The organism is Streptomyces sp. MMG1121, from assembly GCF_001280015.1.
In the GTDB taxonomy this organism is placed as follows: Bacteria; Actinomycetota; Actinomycetes; order Streptomycetales; family Streptomycetaceae; genus Streptomyces.
This window is the reverse complement of record NZ_LGDV01000063.1, coordinates 123244-143522: the sequence shown is the minus strand read 5'-3', so window position 1 is coordinate 143522 and position 20279 is coordinate 123244. Positions and strand designations below refer to the sequence as shown.

Annotated in this window: 19 protein-coding genes; 12 read left to right on the top strand and 7 right to left on the bottom strand. The window is 70.7% G+C overall.

The window, feature by feature from the left end; translation table 11 throughout:
• Positions 1–1568, bottom strand: a 1568-nt coding sequence (locus tag ADK64_RS07975) for a BACON domain-containing protein (RefSeq protein WP_053656508.1), incomplete at its 3' end; no start/stop codon positions are given.
• Positions 1569–1765: 197 nt separating this feature from the next.
• On the opposite strand from ADK64_RS07975, the gene radA reads away from it, so the two are divergent.
• Together radA and disA are read left to right on the top strand one after the other, a co-directional pair.
• Positions 1766–3175: a DNA repair protein RadA gene (gene radA, locus ADK64_RS07970; protein WP_053656481.1), complete on the top strand. Its 1410-nt coding sequence runs from the start codon at positions 1766–1768 to the stop codon at positions 3173–3175.
• Positions 3176–3255: 80 nt separating this feature from the next.
• The gene (disA, locus tag ADK64_RS07965; RefSeq protein ID WP_053656479.1) at positions 3256–4380 is read left to right on the top strand and encodes a DNA integrity scanning diadenylate cyclase DisA; all 1125 of its coding nucleotides are present in this window, start codon (positions 3256–3258) and stop codon (positions 4378–4380) included.
• A gap of 61 nt (positions 4381–4441) precedes the next feature.
• Here the strand turns inward: disA and ADK64_RS07960 are convergent, their stop codons facing one another.
• Entirely contained in the window at positions 4442–5236 is a 795-nt protein-coding gene (locus ADK64_RS07960; protein ID WP_199829523.1) for a hypothetical protein, read from the bottom strand.
• A gap of 180 nt (positions 5237–5416) precedes the next feature.
• Here ADK64_RS07960 and ADK64_RS07955 point away from each other — a divergent pair, with 180 nt between their 5' ends.
• The 5 genes from ADK64_RS07955 to cseC all read left to right on the top strand — a co-directional run bounded on the left by ADK64_RS07955 (position 5417) and on the right by cseC (position 9843).
• Positions 5417–6292 (top strand): A/G-specific adenine glycosylase, encoded by an 876-nt coding sequence (locus ADK64_RS07955; RefSeq protein WP_053656477.1) that lies wholly within the window; start codon positions 5417–5419, stop codon positions 6290–6292.
• A 272-nt stretch (positions 6293–6564) separates the two neighbouring features.
• The gene (locus ADK64_RS07950) at positions 6565–7104 is read left to right on the top strand and encodes a SigE family RNA polymerase sigma factor (RefSeq protein ID WP_030751823.1); all 540 of its coding nucleotides are present in this window, start codon (positions 6565–6567) and stop codon (positions 7102–7104) included.
• Positions 7092–7742, top strand: a complete 651-nt coding sequence (locus ADK64_RS07945; protein WP_199829522.1) for a hypothetical protein — start codon at positions 7092–7094, stop codon at positions 7740–7742. The genes ADK64_RS07950 and ADK64_RS07945 overlap by 13 nt, the downstream gene beginning before the upstream one ends.
• A gap of 29 nt (positions 7743–7771) precedes the next feature.
• Entirely contained in the window at positions 7772–8476 is a 705-nt protein-coding gene (gene cseB, locus ADK64_RS07940; protein WP_053656474.1) for a two-component system response regulator CseB, read from the top strand.
• Between the two features lie 11 nt (positions 8477–8487).
• Complete coding sequence (cseC, locus tag ADK64_RS07935) at positions 8488–9843, top strand: two-component system sensor histidine kinase CseC (RefSeq protein ID WP_053656472.1); 1356 nt, start codon at positions 8488–8490, stop codon at positions 9841–9843.
• 4 nt (positions 9844–9847) lie between these two features.
• Here the strand turns inward: cseC and ADK64_RS07930 are convergent, their stop codons facing one another.
• Positions 9848–10438, bottom strand: a complete 591-nt coding sequence (locus tag ADK64_RS07930; RefSeq protein ID WP_053656470.1) for a TetR/AcrR family transcriptional regulator — start codon at positions 10436–10438, stop codon at positions 9848–9850.
• Between the two features lie 143 nt (positions 10439–10581).
• On the opposite strand from ADK64_RS07930, the gene ADK64_RS07925 reads away from it, so the two are divergent.
• Positions 10582–11334 (top strand): SDR family oxidoreductase, encoded by a 753-nt coding sequence (locus ADK64_RS07925; protein ID WP_053656468.1) that lies wholly within the window; start codon positions 10582–10584, stop codon positions 11332–11334.
• Positions 11335–11463: 129 nt separating this feature from the next.
• Here the strand turns inward: ADK64_RS07925 and ADK64_RS07920 are convergent, their stop codons facing one another.
• The gene (locus tag ADK64_RS07920; protein ID WP_078992546.1) at positions 11464–13053 is read right to left on the bottom strand and encodes an MDR family MFS transporter; all 1590 of its coding nucleotides are present in this window, start codon (positions 13051–13053) and stop codon (positions 11464–11466) included.
• 127 nt (positions 13054–13180) lie between these two features.
• Between ADK64_RS07920 and ADK64_RS07915 the strand changes: the two genes are divergently transcribed.
• Positions 13181–13780, top strand: a complete 600-nt coding sequence (locus tag ADK64_RS07915; RefSeq protein WP_053656466.1) for a TetR/AcrR family transcriptional regulator — start codon at positions 13181–13183, stop codon at positions 13778–13780.
• Positions 13781–13856: 76 nt separating this feature from the next.
• Here the strand turns inward: ADK64_RS07915 and ADK64_RS07910 are convergent, their stop codons facing one another.
• The gene (locus ADK64_RS07910; RefSeq protein WP_053656465.1) at positions 13857–14405 is read right to left on the bottom strand and encodes a M23 family metallopeptidase; all 549 of its coding nucleotides are present in this window, start codon (positions 14403–14405) and stop codon (positions 13857–13859) included.
• Between the two features lie 449 nt (positions 14406–14854).
• On the opposite strand from ADK64_RS07910, the gene ADK64_RS07905 reads away from it, so the two are divergent.
• Together ADK64_RS07905 and ADK64_RS07900 are read left to right on the top strand one after the other, a co-directional pair.
• Complete coding sequence (locus tag ADK64_RS07905) at positions 14855–15487, top strand: HAD family acid phosphatase (RefSeq protein ID WP_053656464.1); 633 nt, start codon at positions 14855–14857, stop codon at positions 15485–15487.
• A gap of 107 nt (positions 15488–15594) precedes the next feature.
• Positions 15595–15945: an NACHT domain-containing protein gene (locus ADK64_RS07900; protein ID WP_053656463.1), complete on the top strand. Its 351-nt coding sequence runs from the start codon at positions 15595–15597 to the stop codon at positions 15943–15945.
• A 97-nt stretch (positions 15946–16042) separates the two neighbouring features.
• Here ADK64_RS07900 and ADK64_RS07895 read toward each other — a convergent pair whose 3' ends face one another.
• Positions 16043–18568, bottom strand: coding sequence for an ATP-dependent Clp protease ATP-binding subunit (locus tag ADK64_RS07895; RefSeq protein WP_053656462.1), 2526 nt, complete (start codon positions 18566–18568; stop codon positions 16043–16045).
• Between the two features lie 496 nt (positions 18569–19064).
• Between ADK64_RS07895 and ADK64_RS07890 the strand changes: the two genes are divergently transcribed.
• Positions 19065–19829 carry an SCO3374 family protein gene (locus tag ADK64_RS07890; protein ID WP_199829521.1) on the top strand — a complete coding sequence of 255 codons (765 nt, stop codon included), beginning with the start codon at positions 19065–19067 and terminating at the stop codon, positions 19827–19829.
• On the opposite strand, the gene ADK64_RS07885 is transcribed toward ADK64_RS07890, so the two are convergent.
• Positions 19808–20143 (bottom strand): histone-like nucleoid-structuring protein Lsr2, encoded by a 336-nt coding sequence (locus ADK64_RS07885; protein ID WP_053656460.1) that lies wholly within the window; start codon positions 20141–20143, stop codon positions 19808–19810. The genes ADK64_RS07890 and ADK64_RS07885 overlap by 22 nt on opposite strands.
• Positions 20144–20279: the final 136 nt, after the last annotated feature.

Below are 20279 nucleotides of genomic sequence, written 5' to 3'. Positions count from 1 at the left end.
GCCGATGACGGTGGCGGGGTCGGGCGGGTCGGGGCCGTGCCGTAGCCGTCGATCGTGACCACCGTGCCCGCCGGGGAGATCGCCACCTGTGCGCGCCAGTGGCCGGAGGGCTCGCGCAGATGGTCGACGTACACCTTGATCGTCAACGTCTCGCCGGGGTTCAGGGTTCCCGCCGACTGGCTGAGGTAGAGCCAGCCCGCCGGCATGGACGCGGACCAGCGCACCGGTGCGGAGCCCGAGGCGGACAGGGTGATCAGCGTGGTGTCGCCGTCGTTGGCGGCACTGACGTCCAGCTGCCCAGCGCCCTTCCTCCCCGCTCCGGCGACGCTGACGACCTCCACGGAGACGTCCGCCTTGCCGTGCCCGCCGGCCCGCGCGCCGGGCTTCACGCTGGCGTTCCCCGCGTTCTCGTAGCCGCCGCCCGGATCGCTGCCGAGGGCGTCGGGGCCCTGCCCCTCGCTCGCGGTGGGCGAGCGGCCGTCACCGTCCGCCGTGGGGGCGCCCCGGTAGGCGGCCCACAGGGCCAGGACGGGGGCGGCGACGACGGTGGCGACGACGGTCGTCGTGACGGCACGCGCGCGTAGTCGGTCGCGACGGGCCGCGCGGTCCTTGGGGTCCATCGGGAAGCCGCGCCGGTCGAACCGGGGTACCGCGGCGCCCCGCGCGCGTGGGTGGTGGGCGAGGGCCAGGTGCAGGGCCGCGCGGGGCGCTTCGAGGACGGGCAGCTCGGCAGGGGTGACCGTCGCGCCGGGCCAGCGGCCGGACACGGCGCGCTCGGCGGTGCGGCGGCAGCGCGGGCAGTCGTCGACGTGCCGGACCAGTTCGCGGCGCAGCGCGGTGCTCAGGACCAGCCGGCTGTCGCCCGTGAGGTGGGCCACGCTCGGGCAGCCTCCGGTCTCGACCACGGCGAGCGCGGCACGGGTGCGCTCGACCTCGCATGCGGCGGAGGCGAGCAGGTCGCGCGCGGCGGCCGGCTCCATGCCGAGGACGGCGGCGACCTCGTGGGCGGCGAGGTGGTGGCGGACGGCGAGTTCCAGGGCCTCGCGCTGCTCCGGGGTGGTGCCGGCCGCCTCCGGCCAGGCCAGCAGGGCGAGTTCGCGGCGCCGCTGCTCCTGGATCTCCGGCGCGAGGAGCGGATCGGGGACCTGGTCGCCGGCCGCTTTTCCCGGGGTGGAACGGCCCGCCGCGTGGGTGGCCTGACGTTTCTGCTTGGCCTCGGCGAGCCCGCGCAGGCACGCCCAGCGGGCCAGTGCGTACAGCCAGGCCCTGCGGTCGGCGGCGGGCTCCGGGATGCGGTGCGCGCGCCGTTCGGCCAGGGCGAGGACGTCGCCGAGGGCGGTGGTGGCCGCGTCGTGGTCGCACAGCACCGACAGGCAGTAGGTGAACAGTCCGTCCAGATACGGCTCGTAGCGCGCCGGCAACCGGTGGGCCAGGGTGCGTGCGGCGGCGCGGTCGCGCCCCTCCCGTGCCTCGCGCCCCTCCCGCGCCTCCCGTGCTTCGCGCGCCGCGCGATGCACCCGGTGCTCGCCGGTGGTGCGGGTCGTGGTCTCCGGACTGCTGCTCATCACCCGTGCGACCGTAGGCGGCGGCGGAGCGCCCCTTCTCGAACCTTGAGCACTTTTAATCCATACGGGTGAAACGATCCCTCATAAGGGGACAGGAGTCCCTTTCCCCGGGGCTCGAAGCCGACGGGAGGCGGCCGGTACCGGCTCACTCATACGCGGCCCCGGGTCGGGTTGTCAGTGCCGCGGGCTACGGTTTCCGCATGGCTGCCCGCACGAAGACCACCAAGGACCGCCCGTCCTACCGCTGCACCGAGTGCGGCTGGCAGACGGCCAAGTGGCTCGGCCGCTGCCCCGAATGCCAGGCGTGGGGCACGGTCGAGGAGTACGGCACGCCCGCGGTGCGTACGACCGCGCCGGGCCGAGTCACCACCTCCGCGCTGCCCATCGGCCAGGTCGACGGCAGGCAGGCCACCGCCCGTACGACCGGCGTGCCCGAGCTGGACCGGGTGCTCGGCGGCGGCCTGGTGCCCGGCGCGGTGGTCCTGCTGGCGGGCGAGCCGGGCGTCGGCAAGTCCACCCTCCTTCTCGACGTGGCCGCCAAGTCCGCGAGCGCCGAGCACCGCACCCTCTATGTCACCGGCGAGGAGTCGGCGAGCCAGGTGCGGCTGCGCGCGGACCGCATCGGCGCCCTCCACGACGAGCTGTATCTGGCCGCCGAGACCGACCTGTCCGCCGTCCTCGGCCACTTGGACGAGGTCAAGCCGTCGCTGCTGGTCCTGGACTCGGTGCAGACGGTCGCCTCTCCCGAGATCGAGGGCGCACCCGGCGGCATGGCCCAGGTGCGGGAGGTCGCCGGGGCCCTGATCCGGGCGTCCAAGGACCGGGGCATGTCCACACTGCTGGTCGGCCACGTGACCAAGGACGGCGCGATCGCCGGCCCCCGCCTCCTCGAACACCTCGTGGACGTCGTCCTGCACTTCGAGGGCGACCGGCACGCGCGCCTGCGCCTGGTGCGCGGCGTGAAGAACCGCTACGGCGCCACGGACGAGGTCGGCTGCTTCGAGCTGCACGACGAGGGCATCACGGGCCTCGCCGACCCCAGCGGCCTGTTCCTGACCCGGCGTGCCGAGCCGGTGCCGGGCACCTGCCTGACCGTCACCCTGGAGGGCCGCCGCCCGCTGGTGGCCGAGGTGCAGGCGCTGACCGTGGACTCCCAGATCCCCTCCCCGCGCCGGACGACCTCGGGTCTGGAGACGTCCCGGGTGTCGATGATGCTGGCGGTGCTGGAGCAGCGCGGGCGGATCAGCGCGCTCGGCAAGCGGGACATCTACTCGGCGACGGTGGGCGGCGTGAAGCTGTCCGAGCCGGCCGCCGACCTCGCCATCGCGCTGGCGCTCGCCTCCGCCGCCAGCGACACCCCGCTGCCGAAGAATCTGGTGGCCATCGGCGAGGTGGGGCTGGCGGGCGAGGTCAGACGGGTGACGGGCGTGCAGCGCCGGCTCGCCGAGGCGCACCGGCTGGGCTTCACGCACGCGCTCGTGCCGACCGATCCGGGCAAGGTGCCGGCCGGTATGAAGGTCCTGGAAGTCGCGGACATGGGGGACGCGCTGCGGGTCCTGCCGCGCTCCCGTCGCCGGGAGGCCCCACGGGAGGCGGAGGAGCGCCGGTAGACTTTGCCCAGGTCTCGCCCGTCCGTACGAACCCCGTGCGGGTGCGGGGGCGCGTCAGAACCTGCGACCGGAGGAGTGCAGTGGCAGCCAACGACCGGGCAGCAGCTCCCGGAAAGTCCGGTGGGAGTGCCGGTTCCGATCGCCTGATGCGCGCCTCGCTGAGCGCCGTGGCTCCCGGTACGGCCCTGCGCGACGGCCTCGAGCGCGTACTGCGCGGCAACACCGGCGGGCTGATCGTCCTCGGCTCGGACAAGACGGTCGAGGCGATGTGCACGGGCGGATTCGTGCTGGACGTGGAGTTCACCGCGACCCGGCTGCGGGAGCTGTGCAAGCTGGACGGCGGCATCGTGCTGTCGTCGGACCTGTCGAAGATCCTGCGGGCCGGGGTGCAGCTGGTGCCGGACCCGACGATCCCGACGGAGGAGACGGGCACGCGGCACCGTACGGCGGACCGGGTGAGCAAGCAGGTCGGCTTCCCGGTGGTCTCCGTCTCGCAGTCGATGCGGCTGATCGCGCTGTACGTCGACGGTCAGCGGCGCGTCCTGGAGGACTCGGCCGCGATCCTGTCCCGCGCGAACCAGGCGCTGGCCACGCTGGAGCGGTACAAGCTCCGCCTCGACGAGGTGGCGGGCACGCTGTCGGCGCTGGAGATCGAGGACCTGGTGACGGTCCGGGACGTGTCCGCGGTCGCCCAGCGGCTGGAGATGGTCCGGCGCATCGCCACCGAAATCGCTGAATATGTGGTCGAACTGGGCACGGACGGGCGTCTTCTCGCGCTTCAGCTGGAGGAGTTGATCGCCGGGGTCGAGCCCGACCGTGAGCTGGTCGTGCGGGACTACGTCCCCGAGCCGACGGCGAAGCGCTCCCGTACGGTCGAGGAGGCGCTGTCCGAGCTGGACGCGCTGACCCACGCGGAGCTGCTCGAACTCGGCACGGTGGCGCGGGCGCTGGGCTACACCGGGTCTCCCGAGACGCTGGACTCCGCGGTGTCCCCGCGCGGCTTCCGGCTGCTGGCGAAGGTTCCGCGGCTTCCGGGCGCGATCATCGACCGGCTGGTGGAGCACTTCGGCGGCTTGCAGAAGCTGCTCGCCGCCAGCGTGGACGACCTGCAGACCGTGGACGGTGTGGGCGAGGCGCGGGCGCGGAGCGTACGGGAGGGGCTGTCGCGGCTGGCGGAGTCTTCCATCCTGGAGCGGTACGTCTGAGTCCGGGCCGGGCGCCCCACGGCTCGCGGTGATCTGCCGTTCCGGGGGCGCTCCAGGCGCTCTAGTCCGCCGACAGCACGAACGATGTCTGCACCGTCCCGAAGCCCGGCGTCTTCGCTTCCAGCAAGTAGGTGTCCGGCTTCGCCGAGCCCGCCGTGGGTGTCGCGCACTGAGGGGCGCTGGGCTTGCGGTCCCACTTCACCGTGTACGTGATGCTCTGGCCCGCCGGCACGCGGAACTCCAGGGCGGCAGCACCCTTGGGGCAGTCCGCCGAGGACCAGTAGGCGGTGCTGGCGGCCGACGACGTGATGGTCAACACCGCGTTCTTCGGGCCGAGATCGATCTTGCAGTCGGCCGAGGAGCTGTTCTTCGCGGTGAGTTCGAAAGCCGGCGTCTGGTCCGGCGAGTAGGAGTTGTGCAGGCTCTTCAGGCTCAGCGCCACCGCGGAGGACGTGCAGTCGGGCAGCGGGGAGGACGCCGGGAGCGCGTCGCCCGCGGCGACGCCGCCGCCCGCCGCGCCCGAGGACGAGCCGCCGGACCCAGAGGAGCCCGAAGAACCGGCGGAGCCGGAGGAGCCGTCGCCGGAACCTCCGCCGCCGTCCCCGCCGCCCGAGTCGTCGCGCCCGCCCGGGTGTTGGCTGATCGCGGGTCCGGACGAGGACGGCCCGGGTGTGATCGTGTGCGCGGGATTCTTGCCGTTGGACGCGTCGGTGTTCTTCTTGCCGCCCCCGCCGCCGGCCGTGACGATCCAGGTGATCAGCAGCGCCAGCACGGCGACCACGGACAGCATGACGGCCCTCCTTCGCCAGTAGATGGAGGAGGGAAGCGGCCCGACCGGATTGCGCAGAGATCCCACGGCCCAAACTGTACGAGAGATCGGCGCGCTTGCTTGCCCCACCCGCCGCTCGCGCACCAACTTTTCCGGATCATCATTCCGGCAACTTCCGTCGGCGGCAGGCCTCTTCACGCGCCGCGACGCCCGGTGAGCGCGCGGTCACGCACCCTGGGTGCCGAGCCGTGGCAGGATCGGAAGGCCATGACTGAGAAGCTGCACACCCCCGTGATCGCCTGGTTCGACGCCCATGCCCGCGACCTCCCCTGGCGCCGCCCGGAGGCGGGCCCGTGGGGTGTGATGGTCAGCGAGTTCATGCTCCAGCAGACCCCGGTCAACCGCGTGCTGCCCGTCTACGAGGAGTGGCTGGCCCGCTGGCCGCGCCCGGCCGACCTCGCGAAGGAGGCTCCGGGCGAGGCGGTGCGCGCCTGGGGCCGGCTCGGCTACCCGCGGCGGGCGCTGCGGCTGCACGGAGCCGCCGTAGCCATAACGGAGCGGCACGGCGGGGACGTACCGACGGACCACGCGCAGTTGCTGGCGCTGCCCGGGATCGGCGAGTACACGGCCGCCGCGGTGGCGTCGTTCGCGTACGGGCAGCGGCACGCGGTGCTGGACACGAATGTGCGCCGGGTCTTCGCGCGGGCGGTGACGGGGGTGCAGTACCCGCCGAACGCGACGACGGCCGCCGAGCGCAGGCTCGCCCGTGAGCTGCTGCCCGGGGACGAGAGGACCGCCGCGCGCTGGGCGGCCGCCTCCATGGAGCTGGGCGCGCTGGTGTGCACGGCGAAGAACGAGGGGTGCGGGCGGTGTCCGATCGCCGCGCAGTGCGCCTGGCGGCTGGCCGGCAAGCCGGAGCACGTGGGGCCGCCGCGGCGCGGGCAGACGTACGCCGGTACGGACCGGCAGGTTCGCGGCAAGCTGCTGGCCGTGCTGCGGGAGGCGCACGAGCCGGTGGCACAGGCGGTGCTGGACCGGGTGTGGCACGAGCCGGTGCAGCGTGCCCGCGCGCTCGACGGGCTCGTCACGGACGGTCTGGTGGAGCCGCTGACGGGTGGCCTGTACCGGCTGCCGTTGAGTTGACGGACAGCCAAGTCACAGCTCTGGGGCCTCCGTTACAGCCCTCCAACCCGGCAAAGTACTGCATAAGCGGACATATTAGCCGCCTCTCTTACCCCGCGCGTACGGCCGTTACACAACCGACGGATAGCCGATTGCTAGCCGAAGGCTGGCTCGCACAGCGCCGTGACAACCACTCCGTAACTTCTTGTTCGTGCCCGGCAGACCACCGGGCACGGGGACGCAAGGACTTCAGGCACGGGGCCGGAGTGAACGGGGAACGGAGGCGGTTGATCATGGCGCAGGGCGAGGTGCTCGAATTCGAGGAGTACGTCCGCACCCGGCAGGACGCGCTGCTGCGCAGCGCCCGCCGGCTGGTCCCGGACCCGGTCGACGCCCAGGATCTGCTGCAGACCGCGCTGGTGCGCACGTACGGCCGCTGGGAGGGCATCGCCGACAAGCGGCTCGCCGACGCCTATCTGCGCCGAGTCATGATCAACACCCGGACCGAGTGGTGGCGGGCACGCAAGCTGGAAGAGGTCCCGACCGAGCAGCTGCCGGACGCGTCCGTGGACGACTCCACCGAGCAGCACGCCGACCGGGCCCTCCTGATGGACGTCATGAAGGTGCTCGCGCCGAAGCAGCGCAGTGTTGTAGTACTGCGACACTGGGAGCAGATGTCCACGGAGGAGACGGCCGCCGCCCTCGGCATGTCGGCCGGTACGGTCAAGAGCACGCTGCACCGGGCGCTCGCCCGGCTCCGCGAGGAGCTGGAGGCCCGCGACCTGGACGCACGCGCGCTGGAGCGTGAGGAGCGGGAGCGTTGCGCGGCCTGACAGAGGCCGGGCCCGACCGGGCCCGAGGCGGCACACAGGCGGTGATCACGGTGGGGGCCGTGCTCGCCGCCGTCCTCCTTTTCGTCGCCGCGTGCGGCACGGGGGGCACGGGCGCCCGGGACGAGGGCCCGGCGCACGCCTCGGCGGTGGCGGGAGCCGTCGCCTCCCCCTCACCGACCCCGCACGGCGGCTACCGACGGGTGGACGCGGTCTCGCTGATCAAGCAGGACCCGAAGGTGTCCGCGACGGTGAAGCGGGAGCTGAAGCCGTGCAGCGGCGACGACTACCCGGTCGACGTCTCCTACGGCGATCTGACCGGCGGATCCGTCAACGACGTCGTGGTCAATGTGCTGACCTGCGGCGATTGGGTGGGTATCGGCTCGTTCGTGTACCGGGACATCGGGGGCACGTACGAGAATGTGTTCAAGGCGGAGGAGTCGCCGGTCTACGCGGAGATCGACGGTTCCGATCTGACCGTGACCAAGCAGGTGTACGACACGGACGACGCGGTCTCGAACCCGTCCAGGGAGACCGTGATCACGTACAGCTGGAAGGCGGGCCGGTTCGCCGAGAAGAGCAGGCACGAGACCGACTACAGCAAGGCAGGCGGCGACACGACGGTCGCGCCCGACAACTGACCCCCACCACGAGGACTGAGAGCACCGGGATGGCAGACCAGACCCACGTCCTGTTCGTCGAGGACGACGACGTCATCCGCGAGGCCACCCAGCTCGCGCTGGAGCGGGACGGCTTCGCGGTCACCGCCATGCCCGACGGGCTGTCGGGCCTGGAGGCGTTCCGGGCGAACCGCCCCGACATCGCACTGCTGGACGTCATGGTCCCGGGCCTGGACGGCGTCAGTCTGTGCCGGCGCATCCGCGACGAGTCGACCGTGCCGGTGATCATGCTGTCGGCGCGCGCCGACTCCATCGACGTCGTCCTCGGCCTGGAGGCGGGCGCCGACGACTACGTGACCAAGCCGTTCGACGGCGCCGTGCTGGTCGCCCGGATCCGGGCGGTACTGCGCCGCTTCGGGCACGCCGGCGGCAGCGCGCAGACCGAGCACACCACGGACGAGGTGACCGGCGGGGTCCTCAGCTTCGGGGACCTGGAGGTCGACACCGAGGGCATGGAGGTGCGCCGGGCCGGACAGACGGTGGGGCTGACGCCCACCGAGATGCGGCTGCTCCTCGAGTTCTCCTCCGCGCCGGGCACCGTGCTCTCGCGCGACAAGCTGCTGGAGCGTGTGTGGGACTACGGCTGGGGCGGGGACACCCGGGTCGTCGACGTGCATGTGCAGAGGCTGCGCCAGAAGATCGGCCAGGACCGGATCGAGACGGTCCGCGGCTTCGGCTACAAGCTGAAGGCCTGAGCGGGGCGCACATGTGGGGGTTCCTTCGACGGCCGATGCTGCGCATGGAGCGCGCCGGCCTGCGCACCGGGCTCAGATGGAAGCTCAGCGCGGCGATCGCGCTGGTGGCCGGGCTGGTGGCGATCGTGCTGAGCCTGGTCGTGCACAACGCGGCCCAGGTCTCGATGCTGGACAACGCGCGCGAACTGGCCAACGACCGGGTCCTGATCGCCCAGCGCAACTACGAGCTGAACCGGCGGCCGAACTTCCCCAACGTCAAGGTCGACGACCCCGACCTGCCGGACGCGCTGCGCGAGAAGGTCGAAGAGGGCCGCATGGCCAGCGACGTCTCCGAGCACGCCGGGGTGCCGGACATCTGGGCGGCCGTGCCGGTCAAGGACGGGCACGTGCTGTCGTACCACAGCCATCTGCCGGACCGTTCGACCGACATGATGAGGGATCTGGACCAGGCGCTGGTCATCGGCTCGGTCGCGGTCGTGCTGGGCGGCAGCGCGCTCGGCGTGCTCATCGGCGGGCAGCTGTCCCGGCGGCTGCGCAAGGCCGCGGCCGCCGCGAACCAGGTCGCCAACGGCGAGACGGACGTCCGGGTGCGGGAGGCCATCGGCGGGGTCGTACGGGACGAGACCGACGATCTCGCACGCGCGGTCGACGCCATGGCGGACGCGCTGCGGCAGCGTCTGGAGGCCGAGCGGCGGGTCACCGCCGACATCGCGCACGAACTGCGCACCCCCGTGACGGGCCTGCTCACGGCGGCCGAACTCCTGCCCCCCGGCCGTCCCACGGAACTGGTCCTGGACCGGGCCAAGGCGATGCGCACGCTGGTCGAGGACGTCCTGGAGGTGGCCCGGCTGGACGGTGCCTCGGAGCGGGCCGAGCTGCAGGACATCATGCTCGGCGAGTTCGTCGCCCGGCGCGTGGCGGTCAAGGACCCGGACATCCTCGTACGGGTGGTGCACGAGTCGGAGGTCACCACCGACCCGCGCCGGCTGGAGCGGGTGCTGTTCAACCTGCTGGCGAACGCCGCCCGGCACGGCCGGCCGCCGGTCGAGGTGACCGTCGAGGGCCGGGTCATCCGGATACGGGATCACGGCCCCGGCTTCCCCGAGGAACTCCTCGCGGAGGGCCCGAGCCGCTTCCGCACGGGCAGCAAGGACCGCTCCGGGCAGGGCCACGGCCTGGGCCTGACCATCGCGGCCGGCCAGGCCCGCGTCCTCGGCGCCCGGCTGACGTTCCGCAACGTACGGCCCGCCGGGGCCCCCGCCCACATCCCCGCGGAGGGCGCGGTGGCCGTGCTGTGGCTGCCGGAACACGCCCCGACCGCCACCGGCAGCTATCCGATGCTGCCGGTCTCGGGCGGCACCGCCTGATCCGTCAGCGGAGCAGGGAGTCAGCGAACCGGACCGCGGTGGCCTCGTCCAGCGGCGCGTGTCCGAGCAGGAAGCGGTACCAGAAGAGGCCGTAGAACTGGTCGACCAGCAGATCGACGTCCCGGTCGGCGGGCAGTTCGCCGCGCTCTCGCCCCCGTTCGAGAATCGCGCGTACGACGTCCCGGCGGGCCTGCGTGAACGTCCGCATCAGCTCGGCCAGATGCGCGTCGCGGGCCGCCTCCCGGACGAGGGTGCGCAGGGCCGGGCCGGTCGGCCGGCGCTGGGAGGCCTCGAAGGTGTCCACGGCCAGCGCGCACAGATCCTCGCGCAGGGATCCGGTGTCCGGCGTGGGCACGTCCTGGGCGGCGCGGTCGCTGAGCGCGTCCAGCAGGACAGCGCCCTTCGATGGCCACCAGCGGTAGAGGGTCTGCTTTCCGACCCCGGCCGCGCGCGCGATGGTCTCCACGCTCACCGGGGCGCCGTCGGCGTCGGCGAGCAGCTCCAGCGAGGCGTCGAGGATCGCCCGCCGCGCGGCCTCGTTACGGCGCCGTCCGGTGTGCGGGCGGGGTTCGTTGCTGCCATGGCTGTCGTGCACGTGCTCATCCTCTCCGGCACTGCGCGTCCGGGGCCTGCTCTCCGAAGACGCTTGACGAGACTACCGGTCTCGGTAACACTTTAACGAGACCGACGTTCTCGGCAAAGGGCCGGAACCCGGCGATTCTCAGGAGAGAGCCAGTCATGAGCACTCCGAACAGCCCTGTACACCCGCTCACCGGACAGCGCGTCGTCGTCATGGGCGGCAGCTCCGGCATCGGGGAGGCGACGGCCGCGGCCTTCGCGGCGGACGGCGCGGAGGTGGTCATCACCGGCCGCGGCCAGGACCGCCTCGACGCCGCGGCGGACCGGATCGGCGGCAAGGTCTCGACGTACCGCCTGGACGCGGCGGACCGCAGCGCGCTGGACGCCTTCTTCGCCACCTGTGGACCTGTCGATCATCTGGTCCTCGCGCTCAGCGGCGGCAAGGGCGGCGGCCCCTTCGCCGAGCTGGACCTGGCCGAGCTGGCGGCCGGCTTCGACGGCAAGTTCTGGCCGCACGTCCAGGCACTGCAGGCCGCCCTGCCCGCCCTGAACCACGAAGGCTCGGTGACCCTGGTGACGGCGGCCTCCGCCCGTGCCGCCCTGCCCGGCACCGCGGGCCTCGCCGCGGTCAACGGCGCCCTGGAGTCCCTCGTCCCGCCGCTCGCGGTGGAACTGGCACCGCTGCGGATCAACGCGGTCTCACCGGGCGTCATCGACACCCCTTGGTGGGACGCCGTACCCGCCGAGCAGCGCCGCTCCCTCTTCGACGGCCTCGCCGCGACCACCCCTGTGGGCCGCGTCGGCCGCCCCGAGGACATCGCCCGCAGCATCCACCTGCTCGCCACCAACGGCTTCGTGACCGGCGTGGTCCTGGAGGCGACGGGCGGCGCGACGCTGGCCACGGGGCGGTGACAAGTCCGGTGCCGTAGGGGCGCTCCCGGGGTTCCCGGAGGAACTCCACCCCCCCTGGCGGCCGGGGGGAGAAAAAAAGAGGAAGACCCCGGGGCGGACACCGACCGGGGTCTTCCGTTCAGGTGAGGCTCAGACAGCCTCGACCATCGGCATCGGAGCGACGTCCTCGCCCTCCGCCGAAGGCTTCGCGACGGCGCCCCGCAGCGGGACCTCCTTCACGAACACCGCCGCGGCCAGCACGAACACCGCGATGACCGCGCCCAGCAGGAACGCCGAGTGCGTACCGGAGGACACCGCGTGCTGGTAGGCCTCCCGGATCATCGGCGGCAGCTTGTTCAGGCTCTTCGCGTCCAGCGCCGCGCTCTTCTCGGTCATGTGCTTGCCGGCCGCACCGGCCCGCTCGGCCATGACGTGCTTGACCCGGTCGTTGAACAGCGCGCCCATGATGGCGACGCCGAAGGACGAACCGAGCGTACGGAACAGGGTGGCGGACGAGGACGCGACGCCTATGTCCTTCATCTCCACGCTGTTCTGCGCGACCAGCATGGTGATCTGCATCAGGCAGCCCATGCCCAGGCCGAGGACGGCCATGTAGATGCCGGAGGTCAGCCGGGTCGTACCGGTGTCCATGGTCGACAGCAGGTACAGGCCCGTGGTCATCAGCACACCGCCGACGATCGGGAAGACCTTGTAGCGGCCGCTGTTGGTGGTGACCCGGCCCGCGACCATCGAGGTCACCAGCATCGCACCGAGCATCGGCAGGAGCAGCAGACCGGAGTTGGTCGCGGACGCGCCCTGCACCGACTGCTGGTACAGCGGCAGGTAGAGCGTCGCGCCGAACATCACGAAGCCGGTGATGAAGCCGATGAAGGACATCAGCGTGAAGTTGCGGCTCTGGAAGATGTGCAGCGGCAGCACCGGCTCGGACGCCCGGGTCTGCCAGAACACGAATCCGACCAGCGCGGCCACGCCGATGCCGATCAGCTCCATGATCCGCGCGGAGGTCCAGGCGTACTCGCTGCCGCCCCAGGTGGTGACCAGCACGATGGAGGTGATGCCGACGGTCAGCAGGACGACACCGAGGTAGTCGATGCCCGCCTTGGACCGCTTCTTCGGCAGGTGCAGCACGGCACTGACCAGCGCGAGGGCGACGGCACCCAGCGGCAGGTTGATGTAGAAGGCCCAGCGCCAGCCCCAGTTGTCGGTGATGGTGCCGCCGACCAGCGGGCCGCCGATCATCGCCAGCGCCATCACGCCGGCCATCATGCCCTGGTACTTGCCCCGCTCCCGCGGCGGCACGAGGTCGCCGATGATCGCCATGACGCCGACCATCAGACCGCCGGCGCCGAGACCCTGCACGGCCCGGAAGCCGATCAGCTGGCCCATGTTCTGGGCCATGCCGCTCAGCGCGGAGCCGACCAGGAAGATCACGATAGAGCTGAGGAAGGCGCCCTTGCGGCCGTACATGTCGCCGAGCTTGCCCCACACGGGGGTCGAGGCCGCGGTGGCCAGGGTGTAACCGGTGACCACCCAGGACAGGTGCTCCAGGCCGCCCAGCTCGCCCACGATCGTCGGCATCGCCGTACCCACGATCATGTTGTCGAGCATCGCGAGCATCATCGCGATCATCAGCGCGAGCAGCACGACCCGTACGCTCTTGGGCTCTTTCACCGTCTCGGACGGTATGCCCGCCCTGGCGCGCTCTACTGTGTCCGCCATCTTTCTTTCCATTCCCCCTGCGGCTTCTGCTTACTTGCCGCCCGGCTAGTTGACTACACTGGGGAAGGTAGACCTGCAACTAGCCGGGCGTCAAGTAAGTTTCCACGGGAGTGCGAGGAGTACGAGGATGGGCGTCACCATGGACGGCACCAAGCAGCAGCGCCGCGGCAACACCCGCCAGCGCATCCAGGACGTGGCGCTCGAACTCTTCGCGGAGCAGGGCTACGAGAAGACCTCACTGCGCGAGATCGCCGAGCGTCTCGACGTCACGAAGGCAGCCCTGTACTACCACTTCAAGACGAAGGAAGAGATCACCGTCAGCCTCTTCGACGGCTTGACGAAGCCGATGGAGGACCTGATCGAGTGGGGTCGGCAGCAGCCGAACACCCTGGAGACGAAGCAGGAGATCATCCGGCGCTACAGCACGGCCCTCGCCGGCGCGGAGCCGCTGTTCCGCTTCATGCAGGAGAACCAGGCGACGGTACGGGAACTGCGCATCGGCGAGACCTTCAAGGACCGGATGCGCGGCCTGCGGGACATCCTCATCGACCCGGACGCCGACCTGGTCGACCAGGCCCGCTCGGTCAGCGCGATGTTCACGATGCACGCGGGGATGTTCGTGATGCAGGACCTGGAAGGCGACCCCGAGAAGAAGCGCGAGGCCGTTCTCGAGGTCGCCCTGGACCTGGTCCGGCAGGCACACGAGCACGCCCGCGGCAAGGACTAGACCGTCCGGCGAGGACTGGGGGACCCCGCGTCCTCCGTCGCCGCGCCCGGTCCTTGGCCGACCACCAGGGGCCGGATCAGATGGTGACGCCCCTGGCACGCAGGAAGGCGGCCGGGTCGACGGCGGAGCCGTAGTTCGGGGTCGTACGGATCTCGAAGTGCAGGTGCGGGCCGGTGGAGTTGCCGGTGGAGCCGGACAGGGCGATGCGCTGTCCGGTCTTGACGACCTGGCCGGCCTTGACGTCGATCCGGGACAGGTGCGCGTACTGCGAGTACTGGCCGCCGCCATGCTTGATCACGACGGCGTTGCCGTACGCGGGGCCGTCACCGGCGCCGTTCGCACCGGCCTTGACGACGGCGCCACCGTGCACGGCGACGACCTCGGTGCCGGTCGGCACGGCGTAGTCCTGGCCGCTGTGCTTGGCCTGCCACATGGCGCCGGACTGCATGAAGCCGGCCGAGCGCGTGTACTTCTTCACCGGGTCGACCCAGGAAACGGCGGACGGCGCGGCGCTCGCGACCCCGGTCCCCACGACGGCCGTGGCGCCGATTCCGGCAGCCAGGACGGCCACACGGGTGCGGAGCGGGGACGTACGGGAAGAACGGGACGTGGCGCACTGGAACATCGAAACCTCATGGACTCGGGGACAGAACCGCCACCCGGCGAACTGGCGTTCCGCCGTGCGGCCGTTCCTTGGTAGCCCAGCACCCCATCCGCCCCAAAACACACCCTCTACGGCGTCCGGTAGTAGATGACCGCGAAACCATCGACTTCTTGACATTGCCCTGGCTCGCCGGGCACGACCCCTGACGACGCCGTTCTTCCGCGGGGGGCTCCAAGGTAAAGGATCTCTTTGCGCGCCCTTTACTCGCCCGATGCATCCCACTATCGACGCTAGTAGGGCACATAACCCTTGTGCGGCTTATCACCGGAACCCCGGCCGGCGATCACGGGAATGTGACGCACACCTCTAGGCACCTACCGTCCAGTAACCCTACGGTTCCCCTCACGCCACCCTCACCTCAGATCATGCCCCTGACATTCAGGCCGTTTCGTGTGAGAGGACCCCCACCGATGACCAGAGGCCCCTGGGCTCGCCGTATCTCCGCCACCGCCGTCTCCGTGGCCGCGCTGGCCGCGCTGGCCGCCCCGGCCCAGGCCGCGACCACGAGCAGCGCCACTGCCTCCACCTCCGCCTCCGCCTCCGCCGCCAAGGTGGACTACGCGACCTGGCAGAAGGACTGCCAGACGGTGATGGACCAGGCCCTGCCGTACCTGAAGCAGCGCATCGCCACCGCCGAGCCGGGCGAGAAGCAGGCGATCGTCTTCGACATCGACAACACCACGCTGGAGACCGACTTCGGCTTCAGCTACCCCCAGCCGGCCAACAAGCCCGTCCTGAACGTCGCGAAGTACGCCCAGGAGCACGGCGTCTCCCTCTTCTTCGTCACGGCCCGCCCCGGCATCATCTACCTGCCGACCGAGTACAACCTGGAGCATGACGGCTACGACGTCTCCGGCCTCTACGTCCGCGGCCTGTTCGACCTCTTCAAGGACGTCTCCGCCTACAAGACGGCCCAGCGCGTCGACATCGAGCACAAGGGCTACACGATCATCGCGAACATCGGCAACAACGCCACCGACCTGTCCGGCGGCCACGCCGAGAAGACCTTCAAACTGCCGGACTACAACGGCCAGTTGAGCTGACGTCGACGCGGACCCGCGGCGACGGGCCGCCCGGGCCCGCGTCCGGGACGGCACCCGCCGTCCCGGTCACCGCGCCCGCCGACGAGGCGCTGGCCGGCCATGACCGGGTGCTGCTGCGGGGCGTCGCGGGCTCGGGGAACACCACGCTGATCCAGTGGCTCGCCGCGTCGGCCGCGGCCGGGCCGAGCGGCCGGACGGCCCGTCTCGCCGGTCGCATCCCGATCGTCCTTCCGCTGCGCACCCTCACCCGGCACGGCGAACGACTCCCCGACCCGGCGAGGTTCCCCGGCGCCGTCGGCCGCCCGCTCGCCGGGTCGCAGCCGAGCGGCTGGGAGCACCGGGTGCTGGCCTCCGGGCTGTACGCGAAGCAGGCCGAGTCCCTGGACGCAGCCGTGTACGCGGCCCAGTTCGCGGCCGCCGACGTGATGGTGCCGCCGAATCATCCGTATTTCTTCTGAAAAGGCCCGACTTCTTCTGAAGAGGCCCGCCGGATGCCGAAAGGGGCCGGTGCCCGAGAGCACCGGCCCCTTTCAAGTCGGCCCGTTCGCCGGAGGCTTACGCGTCCTTGCTCAGGTTCGGCCCGGCACCGCCGGCCGCCTGCTCGATCGGCGGGACGTCGGGCAGCGCCGACTTCTCCTCACCGCGGAAGGTGAAGGTCTTGGTCTCACCCTCGCCCTCGGTGTCCACGACCACGATGTGACCGGGGCGCAGCTCGCCGAAGAGGATCTTCTCCGAGAGCGAGTCCTCGATCTCGCGCTGGATCGTGCGGCGCAGCGGCCGGGCGCCCAGCACGGGGTCGTAACCCTTCTTGGACAGCAGCTCCTTGGCGGACTGGGACAGCTCGATGCCCATGTCCCGGTCCTTCAGGCGCTCGTCGACCTTGCCGATCATCAGGTCGACGATCCGCAGGATGTCCTCCTGCGTCAGCTGCGGGAAGACGACCACGTCGTCGACGCGGTTGAGGAACTCGGGGCGGAAGTGCTGCTTCAGCTCGTCCGACACCTTGTTCTTCATGCGCTCGTAGTTGGTCTTCGTGTCACCCGAGGCCGCGAAGCCCAGGTTGAAGCCCTTCGAGATGTCCCGCGTGCCGAGGTTGGTCGTCATGATGATGACCGTGTTCTTGAAGTCCACGACCCGGCCCTGGGAGTCGGTCAGACGACCGTCCTCCAGGATCTGCAACAGCGAGTTGAAGATGTCCGGGTGGGCCTTCTCGACCTCGTCGAAGAGGACCACGGAGAACGGCTTGCGGCGCACCTTCTCGGTGAGCTGGCCGCCCTCTTCGTAGCCCACGTAGCCGGGGGGCGAACCGAACAGACGCGAGACCGTGTGCTTCTCGCTGAACTCCGACATGTCGAGGGAGATCAGCGCGTCCTCGTCACCGAAGAGGAACTCGGCGAGCGCCTTGGACAGCTCGGTCTTACCGACACCGGACGGGCCGGCGAAGATGAACGAACCACCCGGACGCTTCGGGTCCTTCAGGCCCGCGCGCGTACGACGGATCGCCTTCGACAGCGCCTTGACGGCGTCGACCTGGCCGATGACCCGCTTGTGGAGCTCGTCCTCCATGCGCAGCAGGCGGCTGGACTCCTCCTCGGTCAGCTTGAAGACCGGGATGCCGGTGGCCGTGGCGAGGACCTCGGCGATCAGCTCGCCGTCGACCTCGGCGACGACGTCCATGTCGCCGGCCTTCCACTCCTTCTCGCGCTTGGCCTTGCCGGCCAGCAACTGCTTCTCCTTGTCACGGAGAGAGGCGGCCTTCTCGAAGTCCTGCGAGTCGATCGCGGACTCCTTGTCCCGGCGGACGGCGGCGATCTTCTCGTCGAACTCCCGCAGGTCCGGCGGAGCGGTCATCCGGCGGATGCGCATCCGGGAGCCGGCCTCGTCGATCAGGTCGATCGCCTTGTCCGGCAGGAAGCGGTCCGAGATGTACCGGTCGGCCAGGGTGGCCGCCTGGACCAGGGCCTCGTCCGTGATGGAGACGCGGTGGTGGGCCTCGTAGCGGTCGCGCAGACCCTTGAGGATCTCGATCGTGTGCGGCAGGGACGGCTCGGCGACCTGGATGGGCTGGAAACGGCGCTCCAGGGCCGCGTCCTTCTCCAGGTGCTTGCGGTACTCGTCCAGCGTGGTCGCACCGATGGTCTGCAGCTCACCGCGGGCCAGCATCGGCTTCAGGATCGAGGCGGCGTCGATGGCCCCCTCGGCGGCACCCGCACCGACCAGCGTGTGCAGCTCGTCGATGAACAGGATGATGTCGCCGCGGGTGCGGATCTCCTTGAGCACCTTCTTCAGGCGCTCCTCGAAGTCACCGCGGTAGCGGGAGCCGGCGACCAGGGCACCGAGGTCCAGCGTGTAGAGGTGCTTGTCCTTGAGCGTCTCGGGCACCTCGCCCTTGACGATGGCCTGGGCGAGGCCTTCGACGACGGCGGTCTTGCCGACGCCGGGCTCACCGATCAGCACCGGGTTGTTCTTGGTACGGCGGGACAGCACCTGCATGACCCGCTCGATCTCCTTCTCGCGCCCGATGACCGGGTCGAGCTTGGACTCACGAGCGGCCTGGGTGAGGTTCCGGCCGAACTGGTCGAGGACGAGGGAGGTCGAGGGGGTACCCTCGGCCGGGCCGCCGGCGGTGGCGGTCTCCTTGCCCTGGTAACCGGAGAGCAGCTGGATGACCTGCTGCCGCACCCGGTTGAGGTCTGCGCCCAGCTTGACCAGGACCTGGGCGGCGACGCCCTCGCCCTCACGGATCAGGCCGAGCAGGATGTGCTCCGTGCCGATGTAGTTGTGGCCCAGCTGAAGAGCCTCGCGGAGCGACAGCTCCAGGACCTTCTTGGCACGGGGGGTGAAGGGGATGTGCCCGGACGGGGCCTGCTGGCCCTGGCCGATGATCTCCTCCACCTGCTGGCGGACCGCCTCAAGCGAAATGCCGAGGCTCTCCAGGGCCTTAGCGGCGACACCTTCGCCCTCGTGGATGAGACCCAGGAGGATGTGCTCGGTGCCGATGTAGTTGTGGTTGAGCATCCGGGCTTCTTCCTGAGCCAGGACGACAACCCGCCGCGCGCGGTCGGTGAACCTCTCGAACATCGTTAATCGCTCCTCAGAGCGGTCAGGCAGTGGGGGGAACTTCCCCTCCCTGTCCTTCCGCAGCTTAGTCCCGCAAGCGGGGACCGCTCATTCCAACTGCCGACACCGTCCTTGGCCTCCTGACCCCGAACGCCGACATCTGCTCCAACCTGATGGTGCGAGACGATGTTCCCGCAGGCCAGGCAGTTACCCCACTCGCCAGTACGCCGATGGCGAACGTGAGACGGCCCGTCCTGCGTGTCGCCCCCTCCCACTAGGCATGTCTTACCCGCGGGCACGGACACTCCATGCCGCGCGCGCCCGTTCCCTCCGCTATGGGCGAACAACCTCGCGCCTCCCCGGACCCCCACGCGCCCCCTTTTCCGGTACTGCGCGCAATCGGGAGGGCACTCAGCGTAACTCTGGAGATGTTTTGCCGGTTGCAGTTGGCATGGCTGGCCCGGCCCCCGAGAACCGAGCGGTTGCTCACGCGAACCGCACGACTCCCACGAAGCCCATGAAACGCACGACGCCCACGGAACCCACGGAGCCCACGGGGCTCCCTGGCATTACGGCACATGCTCTTGCCGTCCATACGGTCCCCTTTCCCCGTCGGCCTCTCGATCCGGAACCGGAGCCCTGCGCTCCTGCGGCCGGCCCGGATGCGCGGGCCCGCCACTGGTACGAGAACGATCTGGGGTGGACGACAGTGCCCGGACGGCCGCTGCGGCTGCTGGCCGGAGTGCGCTTCGACGTCCTGGACGTGCCGGCCGAGGCGGGCGCGGGGGCGCTCCGGCATCTCGCGCCGGGCTCTCCGGTGGCCCTGCGGGGCGACCGGATGGAACTGCTGATGGCCGCGGGCAGCGCGGAGGAGCTGCCCGGGCTGCTGGACTGGCTGGAGTGGAGCGCCGTCACGCTCGACCTGCGGGCCCTGGGCGCGGGCGATGTGCTGGAGGCACCGGCGCCGCCGGAACAGGGGGCCGTATCTGCGCCGGAATCTCTACTGGCTCCGCCGGAATCCGGGCCGGAATCTCCGCCGGAGACTGGTTCCGGTTCTGTTTCCGTACGGGGGGCCGCCGTATGGCTGCGGCCCCCCAGGCCGGGATGCGAGGTCGAGGCCTCGCTGCCGGCACTGTCGGCCGTGGGGCGCGAGGGGAGCGCCCCCGATCTCGTGCGACTGGTGGACACGGTGGCAGCGTGGTGTCACCGGATCCGGCTGCGGCGCGCGTGCGCCGGGCCGTCGCCCGCCTTTTGGCGGGATCAGCCGTTGGCCTTCTCGTAAGCCTCGCGAATGGACGCGGGAACACGACCGCGGTCGTTGACCTCGTAACCGCTCTCCTTGGCCCAGGCGCGGATCGCCGCGGTGTCCTGGTTGCCACCGGAAGCGGCACGCGCCTTTCCACGTCCACCAGAGGCACGGCCTCCGGTACGACGCCCGCCCTTCACATAGGGCTCGAGAAGACCACGCAGCTTGTCCGCATTGATGGTCGTGAGATCGATCTCGTACGTCTTGCCGTCCAGCGCGAACGTCACGGTCTCGTCCGCCTCGCCGCCGTCGAGGTCGTCGACAAGAAGGACCTGAACCTTCTGTGCCACCGGATTTCCTTTCATCGATAACGTTGAGGACCAGGGGTGTGCGGCGTCCGCCGTTTCGCCGCCCCTGTTATATGCAGTACTGCAGTACGTCGGAAAGCAAACCGCTTTTGCCGGAAAAACACAAACCCCTGGGAGA

Excerpts from the sequence above, each read along its gene's own strand:
- ADK64_RS07905 (WP_053656464.1), top strand. The coding sequence starts at position 14,855 with ATGACCAGAGGCCCCTGGGCTCGCCGTATCTCCGCCACCGCCGTCTCC.
- cseB (WP_053656474.1), top strand. The coding sequence starts at position 7,772 with ATGGCAGACCAGACCCACGTCCTGTTCGTCGAGGACGACGACGTCATC.
- ADK64_RS07925 (WP_053656468.1), top strand. The coding sequence starts at position 10,582 with ATGAGCACTCCGAACAGCCCTGTACACCCGCTCACCGGACAGCGCGTC.
- ADK64_RS07890 (WP_199829521.1), top strand. The coding sequence starts at position 19,065 with ATGAAACGCACGACGCCCACGGAACCCACGGAGCCCACGGGGCTCCCT.
- radA (WP_053656481.1), top strand. The coding sequence starts at position 1,766 with ATGGCTGCCCGCACGAAGACCACCAAGGACCGCCCGTCCTACCGCTGC.
- ADK64_RS07915 (WP_053656466.1), top strand. The coding sequence starts at position 13,181 with ATGGGCGTCACCATGGACGGCACCAAGCAGCAGCGCCGCGGCAACACC.
- ADK64_RS07895 (WP_053656462.1), bottom strand. The coding sequence starts at position 18,568 with ATGTTCGAGAGGTTCACCGACCGCGCGCGGCGGGTTGTCGTCCTGGCT.
- ADK64_RS07955 (WP_053656477.1), top strand. The coding sequence starts at position 5,417 with ATGACTGAGAAGCTGCACACCCCCGTGATCGCCTGGTTCGACGCCCAT.
- cseC (WP_053656472.1), top strand. The coding sequence starts at position 8,488 with ATGTGGGGGTTCCTTCGACGGCCGATGCTGCGCATGGAGCGCGCCGGC.
- ADK64_RS07950 (WP_030751823.1), top strand. The coding sequence starts at position 6,565 with ATGGCGCAGGGCGAGGTGCTCGAATTCGAGGAGTACGTCCGCACCCGG.
- ADK64_RS07910 (WP_053656465.1), bottom strand. The coding sequence starts at position 14,405 with ATGTTCCAGTGCGCCACGTCCCGTTCTTCCCGTACGTCCCCGCTCCGC.
- ADK64_RS07920 (WP_078992546.1), bottom strand. The coding sequence starts at position 13,053 with ATGGCGGACACAGTAGAGCGCGCCAGGGCGGGCATACCGTCCGAGACG.